Annotated in this window: 16 protein-coding genes; 13 read left to right on the plus strand and 3 right to left on the minus strand. The window is 54.6% G+C overall.

Annotated features, from left to right (window positions below; genetic code table 11):
* Positions 1–18: 18 nt before the first annotated feature.
* The 8 genes from ACSOSI_RS13745 (at position 19) to uspE (ending at position 7,581) form a co-directional block, all read left to right on the plus strand.
* Positions 19–927, plus strand: coding sequence for an ROK family protein (locus tag ACSOSI_RS13745; RefSeq protein ID WP_041418576.1), 909 nt, complete (start codon positions 19–21; stop codon positions 925–927).
* A 332-nt stretch (positions 928–1,259) separates the two neighbouring features.
* Positions 1,260–2,030, plus strand: coding sequence for a transcriptional repressor AgaR (gene agaR / locus ACSOSI_RS13750; RefSeq protein WP_115184608.1), 771 nt, complete (start codon positions 1,260–1,262; stop codon positions 2,028–2,030).
* Between the two features lie 24 nt (positions 2,031–2,054).
* Positions 2,055–3,221, plus strand: a complete 1,167-nt coding sequence (locus ACSOSI_RS13755; RefSeq protein ID WP_476705630.1) for an SIS domain-containing protein — start codon at positions 2,055–2,057, stop codon at positions 3,219–3,221.
* Positions 3,222–3,230: 9 nt separating this feature from the next.
* Entirely contained in the window at positions 3,231–4,085 is an 855-nt protein-coding gene (locus ACSOSI_RS13760; RefSeq protein WP_012145307.1) for a tagatose bisphosphate family class II aldolase, read from the plus strand.
* Positions 4,086–4,407: 322 nt separating this feature from the next.
* Positions 4,408–4,719, plus strand: a complete 312-nt coding sequence (locus ACSOSI_RS13765) for a hypothetical protein (protein ID WP_218216506.1) — start codon at positions 4,408–4,410, stop codon at positions 4,717–4,719.
* A gap of 258 nt (positions 4,720–4,977) precedes the next feature.
* Complete coding sequence (gene ogt / locus ACSOSI_RS13770; RefSeq protein WP_112362869.1) at positions 4,978–5,502, plus strand: methylated-DNA--[protein]-cysteine S-methyltransferase; 525 nt, start codon at positions 4,978–4,980, stop codon at positions 5,500–5,502.
* A gap of 225 nt (positions 5,503–5,727) precedes the next feature.
* Positions 5,728–6,492 carry an FNR family transcription factor gene (locus tag ACSOSI_RS13775; protein ID WP_012145310.1) on the plus strand — a complete coding sequence of 255 codons (765 nt, stop codon included), beginning with the start codon at positions 5,728–5,730 and terminating at the stop codon, positions 6,490–6,492.
* A gap of 126 nt (positions 6,493–6,618) precedes the next feature.
* Entirely contained in the window at positions 6,619–7,581 is a 963-nt protein-coding gene (gene uspE / locus ACSOSI_RS13780) for a universal stress protein UspE (RefSeq protein WP_012145311.1), read from the plus strand.
* A gap of 52 nt (positions 7,582–7,633) precedes the next feature.
* Here the strand turns inward: uspE and pntB are convergent, their stop codons facing one another.
* Together pntB and pntA are read right to left on the minus strand one after the other, a co-directional pair.
* Positions 7,634–9,028 carry a Re/Si-specific NAD(P)(+) transhydrogenase subunit beta gene (gene pntB / locus ACSOSI_RS13785; RefSeq protein ID WP_112362868.1) on the minus strand — a complete coding sequence of 465 codons (1,395 nt, stop codon included), beginning with the start codon at positions 9,026–9,028 and terminating at the stop codon, positions 7,634–7,636.
* Between the two features lie 10 nt (positions 9,029–9,038).
* Positions 9,039–10,568, minus strand: coding sequence for a Re/Si-specific NAD(P)(+) transhydrogenase subunit alpha (pntA, locus tag ACSOSI_RS13790; RefSeq protein ID WP_476705631.1), 1,530 nt, complete (start codon positions 10,566–10,568; stop codon positions 9,039–9,041).
* Positions 10,569–11,106: 538 nt separating this feature from the next.
* Between pntA and ydgH the strand changes: the two genes are divergently transcribed.
* Positions 11,107–12,057, plus strand: a complete 951-nt coding sequence (gene ydgH / locus ACSOSI_RS13795; RefSeq protein ID WP_419245805.1) for a DUF1471 family protein YdgH — start codon at positions 11,107–11,109, stop codon at positions 12,055–12,057.
* A gap of 245 nt (positions 12,058–12,302) precedes the next feature.
* A complete protein-coding gene (locus tag ACSOSI_RS13800; protein ID WP_112362866.1) occupies positions 12,303–13,694 on the plus strand; it encodes an amino acid permease in 1,392 nt (463 codons plus the stop codon).
* A gap of 29 nt (positions 13,695–13,723) precedes the next feature.
* Here the strand turns inward: ACSOSI_RS13800 and ACSOSI_RS13805 are convergent, their stop codons facing one another.
* Positions 13,724–14,140, minus strand: coding sequence for a hypothetical protein (locus tag ACSOSI_RS13805; RefSeq protein WP_012145316.1), 417 nt, complete (start codon positions 14,138–14,140; stop codon positions 13,724–13,726).
* 127 nt (positions 14,141–14,267) lie between these two features.
* Here ACSOSI_RS13805 and folM point away from each other — a divergent pair, with 127 nt between their 5' ends.
* The 3 genes from folM to rstB all read left to right on the plus strand — a co-directional run bounded on the left by folM (position 14,268) and on the right by rstB (position 17,090).
* Complete coding sequence (gene folM / locus ACSOSI_RS13810; protein WP_476705632.1) at positions 14,268–14,990, plus strand: dihydromonapterin reductase; 723 nt, start codon at positions 14,268–14,270, stop codon at positions 14,988–14,990.
* Between the two features lie 73 nt (positions 14,991–15,063).
* Positions 15,064–15,789 carry a two-component system response regulator RstA gene (rstA, locus tag ACSOSI_RS13815; protein WP_026142393.1) on the plus strand — a complete coding sequence of 242 codons (726 nt, stop codon included), beginning with the start codon at positions 15,064–15,066 and terminating at the stop codon, positions 15,787–15,789.
* Positions 15,786–17,090: a two-component system sensor histidine kinase RstB gene (gene rstB / locus ACSOSI_RS13820; RefSeq protein ID WP_012145319.1), complete on the plus strand. Its 1,305-nt coding sequence runs from the start codon at positions 15,786–15,788 to the stop codon at positions 17,088–17,090. Before rstA ends, rstB begins: the two co-directional genes overlap by 4 nt.
* The last annotated feature ends 65 nt before the right edge of the window (positions 17,091–17,155 follow it).

Consider the following 17,155-nt stretch of genomic DNA (forward strand, 5'->3'; position numbering starts at 1 on the left):
AACGTGGAAATATCACAGATGCGCTACGGTTTCGATATCGGCGGCACCAAGATCGAGATGGCGGCCTACGACCGGCAGCTCAGACAGGTACTGTGCCAGCGAGTCACGACTCCCACCGGTAATTATCGCGAGTTCTTGTCCTGCATCCATCAATTGGTCGACAGTGCCGACAGCCAGCTGCACACCCAGGGCAGTATTGGCATCGGTTTACCGGGCGTGACCGACCCGCGCAGCCGCCGGCAACTGGCGGTTAACGTCCCCTGTCTGACCGGCCACTGTCTGGCAGACGATTTGGCACAAGAGTTGGCGCGGCCGGTTGAGATTGAAAACGACTGCCGCTGCTTCGCCCTTTCCGAAGCCAGCACGCCGCAAACCGAGCATCTGGCGCTGGTGTTCGGCGCCATTATCGGTACCGGGGCCGGCGGCGGCCTGGTGATGAACAAGCAGTTGCATAAAGGCCGCAATGGGCTGGCAGGCGAATGGGGCCACACGCCGATCTCCGCCCAGTTGGCGCAGCGCTACGACTTGCCATTATTCACCTGTAACTGTGGGCTGACTGGCTGCTTTGAACGCTACGTTTCCGGCAGCGGTCTGTTGGCGCTGAGCCGTCATTTCGGCCACCCGGCCGACCACGTACCGGCGTTAATCGCCAGTTATCGACAGGGCGACCCGTTGGCGCGGCGGCTGATGGCAATGTACGTAGATATTCTGGCCAGTGCGCTGGCCGGCCTGCAACTGTTGTTGGATGTCGATGCTTTTGTGCTGGGTGGCGGCCTGTCCAACGTTGGCGAGCTGTATTCACTGCTGCCCCCGGCCATGAGCCATTGGCTGTTACCCGGTACCGAACCAGCGGCAATCTACCCGCCGGTGCACGGCGACAGCAGCGGTGTACGCGGCGCTGCGTTATTACGCCAAAGCTGGCAATAAAAAATAGTGAAAAGACCACCAGGAAAAAATTAGTGCCGCAGCTTTCATCCTGCTTTTGGCAAATTAACCCAGGCGGCAAGTTGCCGCCTGATAAATAACGGATTACGGCTTTTCACTTTATTTCCAGGCAGCTTTCGGTTGAGGGCCAATCGAAAGGCTTTTTAAATATAAGCAACTGATACATATGGTTTTTTATAAAATAACCGATTGCATTTCACTGTTTCGTTTGCTGTAATTCGCCACGAACAACTGAAAGCACTCCTGCCAGATTAACTGCGACGCATTGCGCCGCGGCCGGGTATGGCTACAGCTAAATCAGGAGTCACGCGTTAATGATCAATACCCTAAAACGACGGGAATTAATTATCGACCAGCTTTGTCGCGAAGGCTCAGTGCGCGTCGAGCAACTCAGCGCCCAGTTTTCGGTTTCCAGCGTCACTATTCGCAGCGACCTGCGCCAACTGGAAAAAAGCGGCTGTGCGGTCCGTGCCTATGGCGGCGCAATGCTCAATAAGCAGTTCGCCTTCGATCGTCCGCTACAGGACAAGGGGCGCCTCAATCGCGACGTGAAATACGCCATTGCCTGCGCGGCGGCAGAACTGGTCAACGACGGCGATGCCATCATTCTCGACTCCGGTTCGACCACCAGCCAAATGGCGCAGCAGCTGGTCGGTAAAAAGGATCTGGTGGTGATGACCAATGCGCTGAATATCGCTTTCGAACTGGCCAACAACGAACAGGTTGATCTGATGGTGGTCGGCGGCAGCGTACGACGCAAATCCTGGTCACTGTATGGCCCGGCCGCCGAGCAACACATGCGTCAGTTCCGTTTCGACAAGCTGTTTCTCGGCGTCGACGGTTTTGACCTGATTAGCGGCATCACCACGCCGGATCCCGGTGAAGCGCAACTCAACCGCGCCATGTGCGACGTAGCGCGTGAAGTGATCGCCGTGGCGGATGCCAGCAAGTTCGGCCGCACCAGCTTTTGCATGATCCGTGAAATCGGCCAAATCCAGCGTTTGGTCACCGACAGCCGCATCCCGGAAAGCTACCTGCATGCGCTGAACCATTTAGGGGTCGACGTGATTATCGCCGACCGTTAACCGAGGTTTTTAAGGAGTTTCAACATGAACGGTTATTTTGCTTACGATGCGGGCTGGCTGGAACAACGACATGCGCTGCATACCGCACGTGAGATCTGGCAGCAGCCGGACTTATGGGCCGCCCTGCACCGGCAATTGCAGGAGCAGCAAACGCTGTGGCAGCCTTTCCTTGCCCCGCTGCTGGCTAACCCGCGCCTGCAGATTGTTCTGTGCGGCGCAGGTAGCTCAGCCTTTGCCGGTCGGGCATTGGCACCCTGGCTGCGCGAGAAAACCGGTCGCGACGTGGTGGCCTACGGCACCACCGATATTGTCGCCAACCCGCACCAATATCTCGACCTGACCCGCCCTACGCTGCTGGTGTCTTTCGCTCGCTCCGGCAACAGCCCGGAAAGCGTGGCAACGGTGGAGCTGGCCGATCAACTGCTGCCGGAAAGCTATCACCTGATGCTGGTGTGCAATCCGGACAGCCAGTTGGCGCAATATGCCCATCAACGCGATAACGTCTGCTCGCTGGTGATGCCACAGGGTTCCAACGATCAAAGCTTTGCCATGACCTCCAGCTTCAGCTGCATGATGCTGTCCGCCGCGCTGTTGCTCGGCCCCTATTCCCTAGCCGAGGCCCAGCGGCCTCTGACGGCCATGGTGGAGCGCTGCCGCGAACTGCGTGAAACTCTGCAACCGCAGGTGAAGGCGTTGGCTGCCAGCGGTTTCCGGCGTTACATCACGCTGGGCGGCAGCTGTTTTACCGGGCTGGCAGAAGAGGCTTCGCTGAAGATGCTGGAGCTGACGGCCGGACAGATTGTCACCCGCTACGACTCGCCGCTCGGCCTGCGCCATGGGCCAAAATTTATGGTCGACAACCAAACCCTGGTACTGCTGATGTTCTCCAGCGGCGACTATGCCCGCCAGTACGATCGCGATCTGTGGAACGAGCTGCAACGCGACGGTCTGGCAATGCAGATGGTCGGCCTGACCGGCAATACTCAGGCGCTGTGTGAACAAATGCTGAACCTGCACCACGCCGAAGATGACGTCTGGTTGCTGTTCCCTTATCTGTTATTCACCCAGATGCTGGCCTTTGAAAGTTCGCTGGCACTTGGCCTGACGCCGGATAACCCATGCCCGACCGGAGAAGTTAACCGGGTGGTTAAAGGCGTTACTATTTACCGTTACCCGTCATCTGTGGCGTAAGGAATCTCTATGTACCTGATATCCAACCGCGAAATGCTGTTAAAAGCGCAGCGCCAGGGTTATGCCGTGCCGGCGTTCAACGTGCATAATCTGGAAACCGTGCAGGTGGTGGCGGAAACCGCTGCCGAACTGCGCTCACCGGTGATCATGGCCGGTACGCCTGGCACCTTCAGCTATGCCGGCACCGACTATTTGATCGGCATCTGTCAGGCAGCCGCACATCGTTACGATCTGCCATTGGCGCTGCACCTGGACCACCACGAAGAAATGGATGACATCGAATATAAGGTCAAAAGCGGTATCCGTTCGGTAATGATCGACGGCTCACACCTGCCATTCGCACAGAATATTGCCAAGGTGGCCGAAGCCGTGGCACTGTGCCACCGCTACGGAGCCAGCGTGGAGGCTGAACTGGGACGACTCGGTGGGCAGGAGGACGACCTGATTGTCGATTCGACCGACAGCTTCTTTACCGACCCGGCCGCCGCGCGCGAATTTGTCACCGCGACCGGCATCGATTCGCTGGCGGTGGCGATTGGCTCCGCCCATGGCCTGTACCACGGCGAACCCAAACTGGATTTTGATCGTCTGGCGCTGATCCGCGAACAGGTCGATATCCCGCTGGTGCTGCACGGGGCCTCCGGCATTCCTGAAGCCATGGTGAAACGCGCCATTTCACTGGGTGTTTGTAAGGTCAACGTGGCGACCGAACTCAAAATTGCCTTTGCCGATGCGGTGAAGAGCTATTTCTCCCAGCACCCGGACGCCAACGACCCGCGTAAGTATATCGTGCCTGGCAAATTGGCGATGAAGGAGGTGGTGGCCGAGAAAATCCGCATCTGCGGCAGCAGCGGCATGCTGTAACTCAGCATAAATCACCACAGCTGGCCGCCGCTTAAGATTCAATGGCGGCCAAATCCATTTTTTTACCGTGACAGAGTTCACAGCCCACCCGCTACATCCGCCTGCAAATCATTAAGCCGTCTTCAGCATGATCTAAATCATGGTTTTTCCCGCCCCCCTCCCTATTATCAAATCTATTGGCACTAAAAATTAAGAATAGTATATAAACCATTCAAAACGGAGATTAGTGGAATTTGGATCAGGATGACATTCAACATACCCGTTTAATGTTTATTTAATTGGAGTCAATTATTTTTCATTTCATTTTAAAAAGGAATTAATAATGAACTATTCTCGCATGGCTTTGGTACTCCTGGCCCTTCTTCCAGCGACCTTGCAGGCAGCTCAGGGCTACAACAGCCGCGTGGCTTCTGGCACCATCCGTTTTACCGGCGAAATCACAGCGCCAGCCTGCACTATCAAACATCTGAATGAAGGGATCGTTTCTAATTGCTCTGGTATAACTCTAGCCAATGGCAAGAGTCCTGGCATTAGCTCATTAAACAACATGTCGCCTGAACTGGTTTCCAACGTGACAACCGAAACCATTAATAATAACGAAAAACTAAAGAACATCATAATCAGCTATAAATAACCTGCGTTACTTTATTAATAACTCAGGTTACTTTTATTAATCACCTGCGAAACTTTTTTAGTATTAATTTTGACTCAATTAAATAAACTTATTGAAGATTTGTAAATTTATTTTATACATTTGAGGCATAAAGCGACACACCATATTCATGCTCACAGTATGGGCAACCCAAGGTTGCCCATCTTCATGTCCGGAATCCGCCATCGCTCCCCCGCATTTCGTGCAATAATCCCCTCATCAAACGAGAGGAGAGTTCACATGCAGACCTTTTTTATTGACCGTATGGCGACGCCGGTAGGCGAACTGGTGCTGATTGCCGATGAGCAGGACCGCTTGCGCGCCATCGACTGGACTGAGCATGAAGTACGCCTGATGAAGCTGCTGAATACTCATTACCGAGCCGATCGTTTTCAACTGATAGACAAACGCAACCCCGGCGGCCTGACCGAAGCGATGCAACGCTATTTTTCGGGTGAATTGGATGTCATTGATCAGTTGCCGGTAATGACCGCCGGTACCGAATTCCAGCGCAGCGTCTGGCAGCAACTGCGCCAAATCCCCTGCGGGGAAATCATTACCTATGGCGAACTGGCGAAACGCATCGGTCGGCCGACCGCTTCACGCGCGGTGGGTATGGCTAACGGCTCCAACCCCATCAGCATCGTGGTGCCCTGCCACCGGGTGATTGGTTCGCAAGGCGCCTTGACCGGCTATGCCGGTGGCGTTCAGCGCAAGCAGTGGTTGCTCAAGCACGAAGGGTATTTGCAAAACGATCTGCTTTAATCCCACCGCAGCCGATACATCGCAAGATACCCCGGCTGCGGTAAGCGTTACGTATTGATGTAAGTGGCAAAGAAATCAAAACATTTCAGGCCACTACAGGATATTCGGCGGCATGTTTGCGCAAAATTCGCACAGAATGCCCCCGTTGTTATTAATGCTACCCTTATCACCTGCCGGAAAAGATGTTAAAATTGACGCATATCAATTATTGAATGAGCGTAATCTATGATCCCGGAAAAACGCGTGATTCGTCGTATCCAGTCTGGTGGTTGTGCGATCCATTGTCAGGATTGCAGTATCAGCCAACTGTGTATTCCTTTTACTCTTAATGCCCATGAGCTGGACCAGCTCGACAACATTATCGAAAGGAAGAAGCCTATCCAGAAGGGCCAGACCTTGTTCAAGGCCGGCGATGAACTGAAATCGCTGTACGCTATCCGCTCCGGGACCATCAAAAGTTATACCATTACCGAGCAAGGCGATGAGCAGATCACCGGTTTCCACCTGGCGGGCGATCTGGTCGGTTTTGACGCCATTGGCGGCCTGAAGCACCCAAGCTTCGCTCAGGCGCTGGAAACGTCCATGGTGTGTGAGATCCCGTTCGAAACCCTGGATGACCTGTCCGGTAAAATGCCTAACCTGCGCCAGCAAATCATGCGTCTGATGAGCGGCGAGATTAAAGGCGACCAGGACATGATCCTGCTGTTGTCGAAGAAAAACGCCGAAGAGCGCCTGGCCGCATTCGTCTATAACCTGTCGCGCCGCTTTGCGGAACGCGGTTTCTCACCGCGTGAGTTCCGTCTGACCATGACCCGTGGCGACATCGGCAACTACCTTGGTCTGACGGTAGAAACCATCAGCCGCCTGCTGGGCCGCTTCCAGAAAAGCGAAATCCTCAGCGTTAAAGGTAAATATATCACCATCGAAAACGTCGACGCCCTGTCGGTGCTGGCCGGTACGCCACGCATTAACGTGACCGTAAACGCCTGATCCCAAGCTGGGTTAGTAATTCAACAGAATTATTGACCCAGCCTATCTCTGCTGCTGTTCTGTTTTTCAATGTTGGGTTACTCTGTAAATTGACAGACTGTTGATTTTCAGCTGTAAGGAGGCCCTATGGCGAAGTATCAGAATCTTCTGGTGGCTATTGACCCCAACCAGGATGACCAGCCGGCGCTGCGCCGGGCGGTGTACCTGATTAAACGAAATGGCGGGCGCATTAAGGCCTTCCTGCCTATTTACGACTTCTCTTACGAGATGACGACCTTGCTCTCACCGGACGAAAGGACGGCGATGCGACAAGGTGTTATCAGCCAACGTGCCGCATGGATTAACGAGCAATGCCGTTTTTACCTCGACGAAGGCGTTCCTATTGAAATCAAAGTGGTCTGGCATAACCGCCCTTATGAAGCGATTATTCAGGAAGTGATCGCCAGCAAGCACGATCTGCTGTTAAAAATGGCGCATCAGCACGACCGCCTCGAATCCGTTATTTTCACCCCCACCGACTGGCATCTGTTACGAAAATGCCCTTGCCCGGTGTGGATGGTCAAGGACCAACCCTGGCAGGAAGGCAGCAAAGCGGTGGTGGCGGTCAATCTGGCCAGTGAAGAACCCTACCATGACCCATTGAACATCAAGCTGGTACAGGAAACCGTTGAACTGGCGCAAAACGTCAACCAAACCGAAGTTCACCTGGTCGGCGCCTACCCCGTTACCCCCATCAATATTGCTATCGAACTCCCGGACTTTGACCCCAGCGTCTACAACGACGCCATTCGCGGGCAGCACCTGATCGCCATGAAGGCGTTAAGGCAAAAATTCGGCATTAAAGAAGAGTTTACCCACGTTGAAAAAGGCCTGCCGGAAGAGGTGATCCCCGATTTGGCCGAGCACTTGCAGGCGGGTGTGGTGGTATTGGGTACTCTGGGGCGCACCGGCATTTCGGCGGCGTTTATCGGTAACACGGCAGAACATGTGATCGACCATCTGAAATGTGACCTGCTGGTGATTAAGCCGGAAAACTTCAATTGCCCGATCGAAGTCGATGAGGACGATGAGCACGACGACGAGGATTGATGTTTGACGCATAAAGAAACGGGCCGAAAAGGCCCGTTTTTATTTGTTTGCGTTACGCCTGCAGCGCACGCAGTATCGCTTCCACACTCTCTTTGGCATCGCCAAACAGCATCTGGGTGTTCTCTTTAAAGAACAGCGGGTTCTGCACGCCGGCATAGCCGGTGTTCATCGAACGCTTAAAGGCAATCACATTCTGCGCTTTCCACACTTCCAGCACCGGCATACCGGCGATTGGACTGCGCGGATCTTCCAGTGCGGCCGGGTTCACCGTGTCGTTGGCGCCGATCACCAACACGGTGTCGGTATCGGCGAAATCGTCATTGATTTCATCCATTTCCAGCACCACGTCATATGGCACCTTGGCTTCGGCCAACAGCACGTTCATATGGCCCGGTAAACGCCCGGCAACCGGATGAATACCGAAACGCACCTTGATACCACGAGCGCGCAGTTTCTCGGTGATTTCTGCCACCGGGTACTGCGCCTGCGCTACCGCCATGCCGTAGCCTGGGGTGATGATCACCGAAGTGGAGTTCTTCAACTGCTCGGCAACTTCTTCCGCGGTGGTTTCGCGATACTCGCCCATTTCTTCCGCATTACCGGTCGAAGAGCCATCGGTACCGAAGCCTCCGGCGATCACGCTGATAAACGAACGGTTCATCGCCTTACACATGATGTAAGACAGGATGGCCCCCGAAGAACCCACCAACGCACCGGTCACGATCAGCAAATCGTTGCTCAGCATGAAACCGGCCGCCGCCGCCGCCCAACCCGAATAGGAGTTAAGCATCGACACCACGACCGGCATGTCGGCACCGCCGATGGAAGCCACCAGATGCCAGCCAAACGCCAGCGCGATAGCGGTCATCAGCACCAGCGCCACCGCTTGCCAACCCACGCTGTCGGCGCGAACAAACACCACCAACAGGACGAAGGAGACCACCAGTGCCGCCAGGTTCATTTTGTGTCGGTTTGGCAACGCCAGCGGTTTGGAAGAGATGATGCCGCGCAGTTTGCCGAACGCGACAATCGAACCGGTGAAAGTGACCGCACCGATAAAGATACCGAGGAACACTTCGGTCAGATGGATATTCTCCATCACCGGCTCCATTGGCGCGCCGTGATCCAGGTAGCTGTTCAAGCCCACCAGAACCGCCGCCAGACCCACAAAACTGTGCAGCACCGCCACCAGCTCTGGCATTTCGGTCATTTCGACCTTTTTCGCCAGATAAACCCCGATGGAACCCCCGATAATCATCGCGATGATGATCCAGCCCACGTTGCCGGAATCCGGCCCGAGGATGGTGGCGATCAGCGCAATCGCCATCCCGGCGATGCCAAACAGGTTGCCCCGCTTGGACGTTTCATGGCGCGACAGGCCGGCCAGACTACAGATAAACAGGATAGCGGCAACAATGTATGCAGCTGTAACTAATCCTCCAGACATATGCTACCCCTTAGTTCTTGCGGAACATCTTCAGCATGCGCTGAGTGACGGTGAATCCACCAAAAATGTTGATGCTGGCGATCAGCACGGCGATAAAGGAGAGGAAACTCACCCAGCCGCCATGGCCAATCTGCAATAGCGCACCGACCACGATAATCCCTGAGATCGCATTGGTGACCGACATCAACGGGGTGTGCAATGCATGGCTGACGTTCCAAACCACGTAGTAACCCACCACGCAGGCCAGCGCAAACACGGTAAAGTGAGACAGGAACTCTTTTGGTGCGGCGTTGGCCAGCCAGCCAAACAGGATGATGGCCAGCGCCATCAGGCCATATTTCAACCATGGCGAAACCGGTTTTGCCGCCGGTTTGGCGACCGGTGCCGCTGCCGGTGCCTGTTTAGGCTGGGCAGAAACCTGGATTGGCGGTGCCGGCCAGGTGACTTCGCCACTGCGCACCACGGTAACGCCGCGGATCACGGTATCTTCAAAATCAACGTCAATTTCGCCGTTTTTCTCTTTCGACAGCAATTTCAGCAGGTTAACCAGGTTGGTGCCGTAAAGCTGTGAGGATTGAGTCGGCAGGCGGCTTGGCAAATCGGTATAGCCAATGATTTTCACGCCGTTGTCGCTCACGGTCACGCGATCGGCCACGGTCAGTTCACAGTTGCCACCGTTTTGCGCCGCCAGATCGACGATCACGCTACCCGGTTTCATCGAAGCCACCATCTCTTTGGTGATAAGCTTCGGTGCCGGTTTGCCCGGGATCAACGCGGTGGTGACAATAATGTCGACCTCGGCCGCCTGGGCGGCGAACAGAGCCATCTCGGCCTTGATAAAGGCTTCGGACATCACTTTGGCATAGCCATCGCCGCTGCCCGCTTCTTCCTCAAAATCCAGCTCGAGGAATTCAGCGCCCATGCTCTGCACCTGCTCTTTGACTTCCGGGCGGGTGTCGAAGGCGCGAACAATCGCCCCCAGGCTGCCTGCGGCACCGATGGCCGCCAGGCCCGCTACGCCGGCACCGATAATCATTACCTTGGCGGGTGGAACCTTGCCGGCAGCGGTGATTTGCCCGGTGAAGAAACGGCCAAACTCATGCGCGGCCTCAACAATCGCACGGTAACCGGCGATGTTGGCCATTGAGCTCAGTGCGTCCATGGATTGTGCGCGTGAAATACGCGGTACAGAATCCATCGCCATCGCAGTGACGTTGCGAGCGGCCAGCTGCGCGATCAGCTCCGGGTTTTGCGCCGGCCAGATAAAGCTGACCAGGGTGCTGTCCTCGCGCATTAACGCAATCTCGTCCTCAAGCGGTGCGTTAACTTTCAAAATCAGATCTGACTGCCAGACATCCGCGGTGTCAGTGATTGTTGCCCCAGCGGCTTCATAAGCGCTATCGTCAAAACTTGCCAGTTTACCCGCCCCGCTTTCAATCGCGACGGTAAAGCCCAGCTTCAGCAGTTGTTCCACCGTTTTCGGCGTTGCTGCGACCCGGGCTTCATTGGCCAACCGTTCTCTTGGTACACCAATACGCATAATGTTCCCTTCTCACCTGTCTATGATGATGTTTATTATCTTCCTACCCATAGCGATGGCCCCGGCCGACAGGTTTTTATTAGCCTTGTCGGCAACGAATTAAGGCACCATCTATAACCTACTGAAAATATGATCGATGATCCATAATTGCTTACGCATTCATGTCTGTTTTTACATAAAAACTCAGGCAGTGACATGATAAATCGCAAATTAAAGTTAAAAACCCCGGTGGAATGCCGTTTTTGCGGCCATATTGTGGCTGGTGGAGGTTGGCGATTTTCCAGTGATACATGGCCAGGACGCATAAAAGTTATAAAATTGTGAATAATTAACACTTATGACATCAAAGGCTTTATTATTGAAACTTATGGCGATTCTGCGCAATATATCGGGCACAATCCTTCTGGGGGTTTGTCTCACGGGATGACATAAAATGCTGAGACACTGGTCGAGATTACATGTAATAATCGGCGGCTGAATTACACCTAAACAGTTCAGCACGTTATAAACGTTAATGCGCTAGGCGAAAGGATTTTTTATGAAGCTGAAGAACACGATCATCGCATCAGCCTTGTTATCACTCACAGCGCTGTCTGCTCAGGCGGCACAAGAGTTAACTCCTGAAAAAGCAGCGGCGCTGAAGCCGTTTGATCGCATCACGATTACCGGCCGCTTTAATGCCATCAATGAAGCCGCTGATGCCATATCCCGCCGTGCAGATAAACTGGGTGCAGACTCCTTCTACATTCAGGACAGCAACAACAGCAACAATGGCGGCAACTGGCGCGTCACCGCAGATCTTTATCATAAAGATGCGCCGGAAGTGAGCAAAGAACCAAAATACCGCGTGATTAACGGTGTTACCGAACTGCCGAAAGAACAAGCCTTCCTGTTGGAGCCGTACGACACGGTGAGCGTCAGCGGTTTCTACCGCAGCCAGCCGGACATCAACGATGCCATCACCAAAGAAGCGAAAAAGAAAGGCGCAGCCTCCTTCTTTATCGTGCGTCAGGTAGATGCCAACCAGGGCGGCAACCAGTTCATTACCGCTTATATCTATAAGGCCGATGCCCCTAAACGTACCGTTCAGAGCCCGGATGCCATTCCGGCCGACTCTGAAGCCGGTAAGGCCGCACTGGCTGCCGGTGGCGCTGCTGCTGCCAAGGTTGAAATTCCGGGTGTTGCCTCTTCTGGCTCACCAAGTCGCGACGTAGGCCGTTTCTTCGAAACCCAGTCGTCTACCGGCAAACGTTATACTGTCACTTTACCGAACGGGACCAAGATTCAGGAAGTGAACAACGTGACTGCCGCGCAGATGGTGCCGTTTGATTCCGTGACCTTCACTGGTCACTTCAACAGCATGACTGACGTTTCTAGCGAAGTTGCCAAACGTGCAGCCGAGAAAGGCGCCAAGTACTATCACGTGACCCGCCAGTGGCAGAACAAGAGCGGCGGCAACCTGACCGTCAGCGCCGACCTGTTCAAATAAGTTTCACTTTGCGGTTTACCATCGGGCAGCCATTGAGCTGCCCGTTTTTTTGTCGCTGATACCGCCCTGCCAGTTGAATAGTTTTTTGTAAATCACGCATACTTAATCATTGCATCCACACGCATCCAGCCGTAGAATTTGCGCCAATTTTTAGGGCTATTGTCTACTCGTTCAGTAATTGTCATTACGTTGTTACTGCCAAGCAGTTCCCTTCCAGTTGTTTATTCTGCGCTCAGGATCCGTCATTGGAAAAAAAACTAGGTCTTACCGCGTTAACCGCATTGGTGCTGAGCTCAATGCTGGGCGCCGGGGTTTTCAGCCTGCCACAAAACATGGCGCAGGTTGCCAGCCCGGCGGCCCTGCTATTGGGTTGGGCAATCACCGGCGTCGGCATCCTGTTTCTGGCTTTTGCCATGCTGTTGCTAACCCGCCTGCGTCCCGATCTGGACGGCGGCATCTTTACCTATGCGAAAGAAGGCTTTGGCGAGCTGGTGGGCTTTTGTTCCGCCTGGGGTTACTGGTTGTGCGCAGTGATCGCCAATGTCTCTTACCTGGTTATCGTGTTCGCCGCACTGAGTTTATTCACCGATCGCGGCGGAAACGTCATTCTGGGCGATGGCAATACCTGGCAGGCACTACTGGCAGAGTCAGTATTGCTGTGGATCGTCCATGCGCTGGTGTTGCGCGGCGTGCAAACTGCAGCCAGCATCAATCTGGTGGCAACCCTGGCCAAGCTATTGCCGCTGGGGATGTTCGCCGTGTTGGCGGCGATGGCGTTCAACATGGACGTCTTTACGCTGGATTTCCACGGCGTCGCTCTCGGTAAACCGGTGTGGGAACAGGTAAAAAACACCATGCTGATTACCCTGTGGGTATTTATCGGTGTGGAAGGCGCAGTCGTGGTTTCAGCGCGGGCGCGTCATAAAAAGGATGTCGGCCGTGCAACCATGCTGGCAGTGATCTCCGCGCTGGCGGTTTACCTGCTGGTGACTTTGTTGTCCCTGGGTGTGGTGCCGCGCAGCGAATTGGCCGAAATGCGCAATCCTTCCATGGCGGTGCTGATGGTCGATCTGATTGGCCCCTGGGGTGACGTGATTATCGCGGCCGGGCTGATTGTTTCGGTCTGCGGGGCCTATCTGAGCTGGACGATTATGGCCGCCGAAGTCCCGTTGCTGGCGGCACAACACGGCGCTTTCCCAAAGATTTTCCGCAAGCAGAACAAAAATCATGCGCCTTCAGCTTCACTGTGGCTGACCAATATTGCCGTGCAGTTCGCACTGGTGCTGATCTGGCTGACCGGCAGCAATTATAATTCTTTGCTGACTATCGCCTCGGAAATGATCCTGGTGCCTTATTTCCTGGTCGGTGCCTTCCTGTTTAAGGTGGCAATTCGTCGTCAGGACAAACGGCTGATGTTCGCCGCCACAGGTGCCTGTCTGTACGGTATTTGGCTGCTCTACGCTTCCGGGTTAATGCATTTGCTGATGTCGGTGTTGCTGTATGCACCGGGGCTGCTGGTGTTTATTTATGCCCGAAGCGGACATAACGACGTCAAGCTGCTGAATCAGCTGGAGAAAGGCAGTATTTTTCTGTTGCTGGTGGCCACGGTACCGGCCGGCTGGTTTATGCTGCAGTAGGTGAAAAATGGCCGGGTGGGATCACCCGGTCAGTTACTTTGAGATGTACGCAGGCTGATGGTCATGCGTTCGCCAACCTGAGAGATAATCACTCCCTCAACGCACTCTTGTTGAATGGTCGCCAACTGCTGCGTGTCCAGAGCGTAAGGCAGCTTAATGTCGAATACCGCCAGCCCCTGTTGCTGTGCCAGGTCGATCAGGCGCACGATGTTGGTTTCGTCGCTGACCTGGGTAGAAACCACCTGCAGCGCCAACGCTTTCAACTGCTCTTTCCGCGTTTGCGAAGCGGAAGCCTGAGATTTCAATACCATGCCAAAAAATGGCATCACGCCATAAATTGCATCAACAAAGCGCCAGTGCTTCTTGCACGATGCGGACAGAAAATCCATGTAATCAAAACAGACTTTCTCACTGCGGGCGACGGGTGCAAGGTGACTGCTGTTCATCCCTTCCTCTCATTGCCGGGTGTATTACATCCTGAAATGGATAATCGATGCGAAGCTTTAACGAATTTCCGCCGTATAATGGCATAATTCCCCTATTGTTTGCCAGTCTGTCCAGGAGCTTTAATCAATGGAACTTCACAACTCAGCCCCGGTGCTGATTACGGGCGGCGCACGCCGGATTGGACTGGCATTGGCCAGGTCATTCTTGCAACGTGATATTCCCGTGATCATTGCCTATCGCAGCGACTACCCGGCGCTGGGCGAACTGAAAAGACTGGGGGCAACCTGCATTCAGGGCGATTTCTCAACGCACGACGGTATCTATCGTTTCGCCGAGCAGGTTCGCCAGGCAGCGGCCAAACTGCGCGCGGTGATCCACAACGCCAGCGCCTGGCAGGCCGAATCACCGGAAGTGCCACCGGAGCAAGTGATGGCGGCCATGTTGCAAATTCACGTTTATACGCCTTATCTGCTCAATCAACTGCTGGAATCTTGTCTGTTGGGCCAGGGGCAAGCCGGTGCGGATATCATCCATCTGACCGACTATGTGGTAGAGAAAGGCAGCGACAAGCACATTGCCTATGCCGCCAGTAAGGCCGCGCTGGACAATATGACCCGCTCTTTTGCCCGCAAGCTGGCACCCGAAGTTAAAGTCAACGCCATCGCCCCGGCGCTGATTATTTTCAATCCGGGCGACGACGAGCATTATCGGCAACAGGCGTTGGCAAAATCACTGATGAAAATCGCCCCAGGCGAGAGCGAAGTGGTCAATCTGGTGAACTATCTGCTGGACAGCCGCTATGTCACCGGCCGTACCCATGGCGTCGACGGCGGACGCCCGCTGCGCTAACGCATGATCTGCATGGCGTATCGCGGAGCCCCGCGTTATGCTGAATTTCGTTATTCTGATAAAACCGCTGAATATGCATAAAATTGTTTTTGTGGAAGACGATCCCGAAGTCGGCAAACTGATTGCCGCCTATTTGGGCAAGCACGACATTGAAGTGTTGATTGAGCCACGCGGCGACAGTGCACAGGCCCGCATCGAGCTGGAGCAACCTGATTTGGTGCTGCTGGATATTATGTTGCCCGGCAAGGATGGTATGACGCTGTGCCGTGATTTGCGCCCAACCTTCCCCGGCCCGATCGTGCTGCTCACCTCACTCGACAGCGATATGAACCATATTCTTTCGCTGGAAATGGGCGCTAACGATTACATCCTGAAGACCACGCCGCCAGCGGTGTTACTGGCGCGACTGCGTTTGCACCTGCGTCAGCATGGCAGCCAGCCAAAGGAAGAGTCAACACAACCGCTCACTCAACACAACGCCCTGCACTTTGGCCTGTTATGCATCGACCCAGTCAACCGGCAGGTGACGTTGGGTGAAGAGGTCATCACCCTTTCCACCTCAGATTTTGATCTGCTGTGGGAACTGGCCACCCACGCCGGCCAAATAATGGATCGCGAAGCCCTGCTGCAGAACCTGCGTGGCGTGAGTTATGACGGTTTGGATCGCAGTATAGACGTGGCGATTTCCCGCCTGCGCCGCAAGCTGTACGACAATGCCCTGGAACCCTTCCGCGTCAAAACCGTGCGTAATAAAGGTTACCTGTTCGCTCCGAATGCCTGGGAGTTCGTGCAGCAATGAGAAAGCTCTTTGTGCAGTTCTTCCTGCTGCTTTTCGTGTGTTTCCTGGTGATGGCGATGCTGGTGGGGTTGGTGTACAAAGTCACCGCCGAACGCGCCGGCCGCCAGTCGATGGACGATCTGATGAAAAGCTCGCTGTACCTGATGCGCAGCGAACTACGGGAAATTCCGCTGAAAGACTGGAACAAGACCATCGCCACGCTGGACTTGAATCTGTCGTTTAAGCTGCACATCGAGCCGCTGGGCAAACAGGATCTGAGCGAAGATTTGAAAAAACGGCTGCGTCTGGGGGAGATTATCGCCCTCGACGATCAATACACCTTTATGCAGCGTATCCCGCGCAGCCACTACGTGCTGGTGGTCGGGCCGATCCCTTATCTGTTCTATCTGCATCAAATGCGGCTGCTGGATTTGGCGCTGCTGGTGTTCATCGGCATGTCGCTGGCGCTGCCGGTATTTCTGTGGATGCGTCCGCACTGGCAGGACTTGCTCAAGCTGGAAAACGCGGCTCAGCGCCTCGGTGCCGGGCATCTGGATGAGCGAACCCATTTCGACCCTACCTCCAGCCTGAATCGGCTTGGCGTAGCCTTTAACCAGATGGCGGATAACGTCAATACGCTGATCGCCAGCAAGAAACAGCTGATAGACGGTATCGCCCATGAACTGCGCACTCCGCTGGTACGGCTGCGTTACCGCCTGGCGATGAGCGATAACCTTTCCGAGAGTGAACAGCAGGCGCTGAACCGCGATATCGGTCAGTTGGAGTCACTGATCGACGAACTGCTGACCTATGCACGATTGGACCGTCCGCAGGTCGCACTCAATATAGAACCGCTGGATTTGCCCAAATGGCTGGAGGACAAGGCTGACGACCTGCGCCTGATCCACCCGGAACGTGAAATCGAATTGAACATCCCGCACGTCGGTGATTTTGGCGGCGTCGATTTACGGCTAATGGAGCGGGTGCTGGATAATCTGGTGAACAATGCGCTGCGTTATAGTGAGCAACGCTTGCGCATCGGCCTGTGGTTTGACGGCGACAACGCCTGCCTGCAGGTAGAAGACGATGGGCCAGGTATTCCGCCGGAAGAACGTGAGCGGGTATTCGAGCCCTTTGTACGTCTCGATCCCAGCCGCGATCGCGCTACCGGCGGCTGTGGCCTGGGTTTGGCGATTGTTCATTCGATTGCCGTGGCCTACCAGGGCCAGGTCTACGTTGACGCCAGCTCTCTCGGTGGTGCCAGCTTCCGCTTCTGTTGGCCGCTAAAGCCCACTTTCAATTTAAAAGCAGACCCGGTGTAACCCCGTTTACGTGGCAGCATAAAAACGCGAAACAGTGATCCGGTTTACAAAAAATGGAGCTAAAC

The sequence above is a fragment of the Serratia sp. AR11 genome, from assembly GCF_056376275.1.